6 protein-coding genes are annotated in these 6623 nt (G+C 77.0%); 4 read left to right on the top strand and 2 right to left on the bottom strand.

Translation table 11 applies throughout. From position 1 onward, the window contains the following. Positions 1-291, top strand: a 291-nt coding sequence (locus C6N75_RS15530; RefSeq protein WP_105869500.1) for a rodlin, incomplete at its 5' end; no start/stop codon positions are given. Positions 292-370: 79 nt separating this feature from the next. Continuing rightward, positions 371-760, top strand: a complete 390-nt coding sequence (locus tag C6N75_RS15525) for a rodlin (protein WP_105869499.1) — start codon at positions 371-373, stop codon at positions 758-760. Between the two features lie 143 nt (positions 761-903). Here the strand turns inward: C6N75_RS15525 and C6N75_RS15520 are convergent, their stop codons facing one another. After that, the gene (locus tag C6N75_RS15520) at positions 904-2586 is read right to left on the bottom strand and encodes a bifunctional 3'-5' exonuclease/DNA polymerase (protein WP_105869498.1); all 1683 of its coding nucleotides are present in this window, start codon (positions 2584-2586) and stop codon (positions 904-906) included. Positions 2587-2767: 181 nt separating this feature from the next. Between C6N75_RS15520 and C6N75_RS15515 the strand changes: the two genes are divergently transcribed. Together C6N75_RS15515 and C6N75_RS15510 are read left to right on the top strand one after the other, a co-directional pair. Then, the gene (locus tag C6N75_RS15515) at positions 2768-3934 is read left to right on the top strand and encodes a DUF2786 domain-containing protein (protein WP_105869497.1); all 1167 of its coding nucleotides are present in this window, start codon (positions 2768-2770) and stop codon (positions 3932-3934) included. A gap of 222 nt (positions 3935-4156) precedes the next feature. Then, positions 4157-6280 carry an FUSC family protein gene (locus C6N75_RS15510; RefSeq protein ID WP_105869496.1) on the top strand — a complete coding sequence of 708 codons (2124 nt, stop codon included), beginning with the start codon at positions 4157-4159 and terminating at the stop codon, positions 6278-6280. Here C6N75_RS15510 and C6N75_RS15505 read toward each other — a convergent pair. Next, a partial coding sequence (locus C6N75_RS15505; protein ID WP_105869495.1) for a hypothetical protein occupies positions 6252-6623 on the bottom strand: 372 nt, incomplete at its 5' end. The two genes, C6N75_RS15510 and C6N75_RS15505, sit on opposite strands and share 29 nt — an antisense overlap.

Here is a 6623-nt window from a genome sequence, read left to right as displayed (position 1 = left end):
AACGGCAACTTCGCCACCCAGTCCTACGGCAACACCGTCACCGGCGGCTACATGAGCCCGCAGATCGGGCTCATCCAGGGCTCGCTGAACAAGCCCTGTGTCGGTCTGCCGGTCCAGGCCGACGTGCAGAACCTCGTCGCGCTGGTCAACGTGGGCGTCCAGGACATCCTCAACGACACCCAGAACCAGCAGTGCGCCGAGAACTCCACCGCGGTCAAGGGCGACAGCGCCCTGTCGCACATCCTGGAGAACGTCCTCTCGGAGAACGTCTCCGCCGCCGTCGAGGACTGACGGCAGGCTCCCGGCCCGCACCGGCCCGTCTTCCCGCACCGCTCTCCACGACGCACCGCTCTCCACGATTGGGACGATCATGATCAAGAAGGTTCTGGCCACCGCGGGCATCGCCGCTGCCGTGCTGGGCGCCGCCGCCCCGATGGCGCTGGCCGTGGGCGACGGCGAGGTCGACACCCAGAACAACAACTTCGCCACCCAGTCCTACGGCAACACGGTCACCGGGGGCGCGCTCAGCCCGCAGCTCGGTCTCGTCCAGGGCACCCTGAACAAGCCGTGCGTCGGACTGCCGGTCTACGGCGACGTGCAGAACATCCTGCTGATCAACGTCGGCGTGCAGGACATCCTGAACGACCAGCAGGACCAGCAGTGCGCGGAGGGCTCCACCGCGGTCAAGGGCGACAGCGCCCTGTCGCACCTTCTGGACAACGTCATCTCCGAGAACGCCGCCGCCTCCATCGAGGACTGAGCGGCCCGGGGCGACGGCACGGGTCGCCACGGCGGATGAGACGGCTGTCCGTCCCGGCACACGGCCGGGGCGGGCGGCCGTCGCCGTTTCCCGGACGCGGGCCGGCGGCCGGGCGGCGGGGCCCGCCGGACGCCGGGGGCGGGTCACTTGGCGTCGGCGTAGCACTCCACGGTGGCCGTGGTGAACGGGAAGCGCACCGGGGTCTCGCCGAAGGCGATCCGCCCGGCGGTGTCGCCGGCCGCGCCGATGGCCGCGGCGACCTCGGGGGCCTCGTCCGCCGGGCAGTGCACGATCACCTCGTCGTGCTGGAAGAAGACCAGCTCCGCCGCCATTCCGGCCAGCGACCGGCGCAGCGCCGCCAGCATCAGCAGCGCCCAGTCGGCCGCGCTGCCCTGGACGACGAAGTTCCGGGTGAAGCGGCCGCGCGCCCGGGCGTCGGAGGAGGCGTAGCCCGGGACGCCGCCCCCCTCGCGGGCGGCCGCGGCCGGTTCCTGCGGCAGCCCGGCCTCCTCCGCCTCCTCGGCGCCGACGGCGCGCGGGCTGGTGCGGCCCAGCCAGGTGCGCACCAGCCGTCCCTCCTCGCCCGCCCGGGCGGCGTCGTCGACGTAGGCGACCGCGAGCGGGAAGCGGCGGCGCAGCGCGGCCAGGTTCTTCAGGCCGTCGCCGCTGGTCTGCCCGTAGACCGCGCCGAGCAGGGCGATCTTGGCCTGGTCGCGGTCGCCGGAGAAGGCCCGGTCGGACAGCCGGGCGTAGAGGTCGCCCGGGTCGCCGGCGACCTCCATCAGCCCCTGGTCCCGGGAGATCGCGGCCAGCACCCGGGGCTCCATCTGGTCGGCGTCGGCGACCACCAGCCGCCAGCCCGGGTCGGCGACCACGGCCCGGCGGATGATCCGGGGGATCTGCAACGCCCCGCCGCCGTTGGTGGTCCAGCGGCCGGAGACCGTCCCGCCGGGGAGGTACCCGGGACGGAACCGGCCTTCGCGCACCCAGTCCTGGAGCCAGCCCCAGCCGTGCGCGGTCCAGATCCGGTACAGCTTCTTGTAGGCGACGAGGGGGGCGACCGCCGGGTGGTCGACGCGCTCCAGCTCCCATCGGCGGGTGGACTTCACGGTGATCCCGGCCTGCGCGAAGGCCCGCAGCACGTCGGCCGGCAGGTCGGGCCGCACCCGGCGGCCGAACGCCGCGGACACCTCCTCGGCCAGCTCGGCCAGTCTGCGCGGCTCGCCCCCCCCGCCGTACCGCTCGCCGAGCATGTCGTCCAGCAGCCGCCGGTGGACGTCGGCCCGCCAGGGCAGTCCGGCGCGGTTCATCTCGGCGGCGACGAGCATCCCGGCGGACTCGGCCGCCGTCAGCAGTCTCATCCGGCCCGGATGCCCGGCGGCGTCGTGCCGCCGCACCTGCTCGGCGTAGACCTCCAGCAGGGCGTCGAAGGGCAGCGCAGCCGGGCCCGGCTCGAACAGGGAGGACTGCGCCCCGGGCACGGCGGCGCGCTGCGGCGGGTCCGCGGGCACCGGGCGGCGGCGCAGCCGAGCGAAGGCGGCGGCCGCCGAGCGCGGCTCGCCCGAGCGTCCCTCGTGGCCCAGCAGCAACTGCTCGGCGTCCTCGATGTCGTAGCACCGCTCCACCCGCACCCCGGCGGCCAGCAGCCTCGGGTACACCTCGGCGGTGGAGCGCCACACCCAGCGGGCGGCGTCCGGGCGGGCGCCCACCGCGGCGGCGAGGTCGGGCTCGGCGCGGACCGGGCCCGCGGGGCGGCCGTCCTCGCCCAGCGGCGCCAGCCTCGCCCCGCCGTCCTCGGTGGCCTCCACCAGCCAGCGCTCGCTCACCCTTCCACCCGCCGCTCGTCCATGCGTCCGAGTCTGGCACCCGGCACTGACAGCGGGGCCGCTCGCGGTGTCCACAGGCTGTGGACGCCGGGCCGCTCCGGCGGCCTGGGAACATGGTGGCGGCGGGAGCGGGCGGCGGGCGAGGAGACAGACCGATGACGACGGATCTCGGGAGCGCGGGGTGAGCGGCGGCGGGACGGTCGAGCGGGCGCTGGCCGGCGCGCTGTACGCCGCCGGCTCCACGGAGCGGGAGCGGGACGCCGCCCTCGACACGGCCGCCTCGCTGCTCGCCGCCGACCCGGGCGCGGACGGCGAGCTGGCGCGCCGGGGCGAGGAGCTGGTGGGCCGGGCGTGGCAGCGCGGCTGGCAGCCGGCCGACCTGCTGCGGCTGGTCCGGCGGGAGCTGGCGGAGCGGCACGCGCGGCTGGCGGCCGGGTTGATCGCCGCCGAGGTGCGGGGGTACCCGGCGCTGCCGCCGCGCTGGGCGGCCCAGGTGGCCGAGCTGCCGGGGGAAGGGGAGTGGCGGGCGGACCGCTTCTCGTACGCCACTGCGGTGCTGGAGCTGTACGGGCTGCTGGTGCGACTGCCCGCGCTGGAGCCGGCCGGGCCGGTCCCGGGGGCCCCGCTGACCGCCCCGGCCGCGCCCGGCGAGCCGCGGATGCTCGTCCGCATTCGGGCGCTGCTGGCCAAGGCCGAGGCGACCGGCTACCCGGAGGAGGCGGAGGCGCTCACCGCCAAGGCCCAGGAGCTGATGGCCCGGCACAGCCTCGACGAGGCCGCGCTGGCCGCGCGCACGCACGCGGAGGAGGGGCCGGAGGCGGTACGGATCGGGGTGGAGCCGCCGTACGAGACGAGCAAGGCGATCCTGCTGGACGCGGTCGCCCGGGCCAACCGCTGCCGGACGGTGTGGAACGAGGCGTTCGGCTTCTCCACGGTGGTCGGCTTCGGTCCCGACCTGGAGGTGGCGGAGCTGCTGTACACCTCGCTGCTGGTGCAGGGCATGGCCGCGATGACCCGGGCGGAGGGCGAGCAGCGGGCCGGCGGGCGCAAGCGGACGAAGACCTTCCGGCAGTCGTTCCTGCTGTCCTACGCGCACCGGCTCGGCGACCGGCTGACGGCGGCGGCCGAGCGGGTCGCCGCGGACGCGGCCGAGGGGCGGGAGGCGTCCGCGCTGCTGCCCGTGCTCTCCTCCCGGGAGGCCGCGGTCAGCGCGCGCACGGACCGGATGTTCCCCGAGACGGCCACCACCCGGGTGCGGGGAGCCGTCGACGCGGCCGGCTGGGACTCCGGCCGCGCCGCCGCCGACCAGGCGCGGACCGAGGCGCGACGGAGACTGGGCGGGGGGTGACCGGCCCGGCGTGACCGGCCCCGTGACCGGCCCCGGTGGCGGAACGGCACGGCGGGCCGCCGTCCGCGCGGGTCCCCGCGCGGTTCCGCCGGGTCACCGGTGTGACGGTCCGTCCCGTGGAGGCGTACCGACGCACCGGCTCACCGGACGGGGGTGCTGGCGGTCGCCGGCCGTGCCGGTGGTGTCCGTTACGTTCCGGTTCCGGCGGTTACCCTCGGACGCATGAGCTGGTTCCGCGCGCTGAAGGCGACCGCTCGTGCGGGGCTGGCGGTGGAACGGCCGAAGCTGGAACCGTTCGTCGCGCTGCGCGGCGCGGCCGGGCTGGCGCTGGTCGTGGGCGTGAGCCTCGCGCTGTTCGGGCCCCTGGTCGCGGTCAGTTCCGCGTTCGGCGCGTTCCAGGCGGCGATCGCCACCTTCCAGCGCAGCTGGCGGCCGCGGCCCACGCTGGCGCTCGCCTCCGGGGCCACCCTCGCGGTCTCCACCTTTCTCGGCTACCTCACCGGCGCGCACATCCTGCTCTTCCTGGCGTTGCTGGTGGTGTGGACCTTCGCCGCCGGAATGGCCTGGTCCGCCGGGCCGACCACCGGGATCATCGCCTCCTCCAACGTGGCGATCATGCTGGTCACCGTCACCCTGCCGACCTCGGTGGCCCAGGCCGCCGGGCACGCGGCGGTGATCCTGGCCGGCGGGGTGGTGCAGGCCGCGCTGGTGGTGCTGGTGCCGATCCGCCGCTGGGGCGCGCAGCGCGACGCGCTCGCCGACGCGCTGGCGGCGGTGGCCGACTACGCCCGGCGGCTGCGCCACGACCCGCTGGCCCTCTTCGACCCGGCGCCCCTGATGACCGCCCGCAGCGCGGCCGCCGTCAGCCGCCGCCAGGCCCGCCGCCGACCGGCCGAACTGCACGGGGCCCGCGGCCTGGCCGAGCGCATCCGCCCGGTGCTCGCCTCGCTCGCCGACCCGGCCGTCGGCGTCCCGCCGGACGGGCCGCAGCGCGCCCGGGTCGACGAACTGCTCGCCGCCGCCGCGACCGTGCTGGACACCGCCGCCCGCGCGGTCCGGCACGGCCGCCCCGCCCCCGTCCCGGCCGGCGCGCTCGCCGCGCTGCGCACCCCGGACACCGGCGCCGTGCTCACCGGCCCCGCCCGCCGGGCCGCGGTCCGGTTGGCCGCGCTGCTGGACGACGTGGTGGAGGCCGCGACCCCCACCGACCGCGGCGAGGTCGGTGACGCCGGCGTCACCGACGACGTACGGCAGCGGCCCACGCTGCTGCAACTGGCGCCGGGCGCGCTGCGCCGGGCCCGGGGCGAACTGCGCCCCGCCTCACCGGTGTTCCGGCACGCGGTGCGGGTCTCGGCGGTGACCGCCGTCGGCTACGCGATCGGCGTGCTGCTGCCGCTGGGCCACGGCTACTGGGCTCCGATGGCGGCGGTGATGGCGATGCGGCCGGACTTCACCCAGACCTACGGCCGCAGCGTGGCGCGCTTCTGCGGCACCCTGGTCGGCGTCGCCGTGGCCACCGGCGTCGTCCAGGGCGCGCATCCGGGGCCCTGGGGGTCGGCCGCGCTGGCCGTGGTCTGCGCGTTCGGGATGTACCTGCTGATGCGGACCGGCTATGTCGCCGCGCAGGCGTGCGTCGCCGCGTACGTCGTCTTCCTGCTCGGCACCGGCGGCCAGGAGTGGACCCAGACCGTGCCGGAACGGGTGGTGCTCACCCTGCTCGGCGGAGTGCTGGCGATGGTGTCGTACGCCGTATACCCGGCCTGGGAGACGCCCCGGCTGCGCACCCGGCTGGCCGACTGGCTGGCGGCCGACGGGCGGTACGCGGCCTGTGTCGCCGCGCACTACGCGCACCCCCGGGACCGGCCGCCGGCGGAGGTCCGCGAGGCGCTGCTCGGCACCCGGGACGCCCGGGTGGCCTGGCAGGACACCCTGGAGCGGGCCGCCCACGAGCCGGTGCGCCACCGGGGTCTCTCCCGGGCCGCGGCCACCGACGCCGAGCACGCGCTGGGGCAGTTCGGCCGGGTCGCCATGCTGATGGAGGCCCATCTGCCGGACCGGCACACCACCCCGCTGCCGGTCGCCGCCGACCTCGCCGAGGAGTTGCGCCGGGCCACCGAGCAGGGCGCGAAGGCGGTCCGCGAGCGCCGCACCCCGCGGTGGGACGCCCTGCGCGCCTCCGTCGCCGGCTGGGACCGCGAGAGCGTGCCCGACCCGGTGGTGCGCAACGGCGCGAGGCTCCTGGTGGCGGCGCTGGAGGAGCTGTCCGAGGCGCTGGCGGACGGCGACCGGCCGCCCGCGGAGGACCCCGCGCCGCCGCTCAGTCCTTCGGCGGCGCCGCGGCGGTGAGCTTGTCCTTCGCCCCACCCGCCCAGTCGACAGTGAGGGACGTGCCCGTGATCCGGGCGGCGCCCGAGGTGCGGGCGGTGTAGCCGCCGTCGCAGGCCAGGGTGAGGTCGAGCGCCGTCGCCGGACCGGTCGCGACGCCCTGGCAGACGTGCGCCTCGGCCAGCACCACGGCCCGGCCGCCCTTGACGGTCAGGCTCACCGGCCGGCCGTCGGTCGTGCCCACCCAGGAGCCCTCGACGGCCCGTCCGCCGGTGGTCGGGGGACCCGAAGGCGACGGCGTACGGGGCGGGGCGGCGGTGCCGCGCTCGGGCGCGGGAGCGGAGGAGCCGCCCCGCCCCGTACG

The sequence above is a fragment of the Streptomyces solincola genome (assembly GCF_002982015.1).
In the GTDB taxonomy this organism is placed as follows: domain Bacteria; phylum Actinomycetota; class Actinomycetes; order Streptomycetales; family Streptomycetaceae; genus Streptomyces; species Streptomyces solincola.
This window is presented reverse-complemented; position numbering and strand designations above follow the sequence as displayed.

What these genes read in the sequence shown, in the direction of transcription:
- C6N75_RS15525 (WP_105869499.1), top strand. Translation starts at nt 371, where the DNA reads ATGATCAAGAAGGTTCTGGCCACCGCGGGCATCGCCGCTGCCGTGCTG.
- C6N75_RS15510 (WP_105869496.1), top strand. Translation starts at nt 4,157, where the DNA reads ATGAGCTGGTTCCGCGCGCTGAAGGCGACCGCTCGTGCGGGGCTGGCG.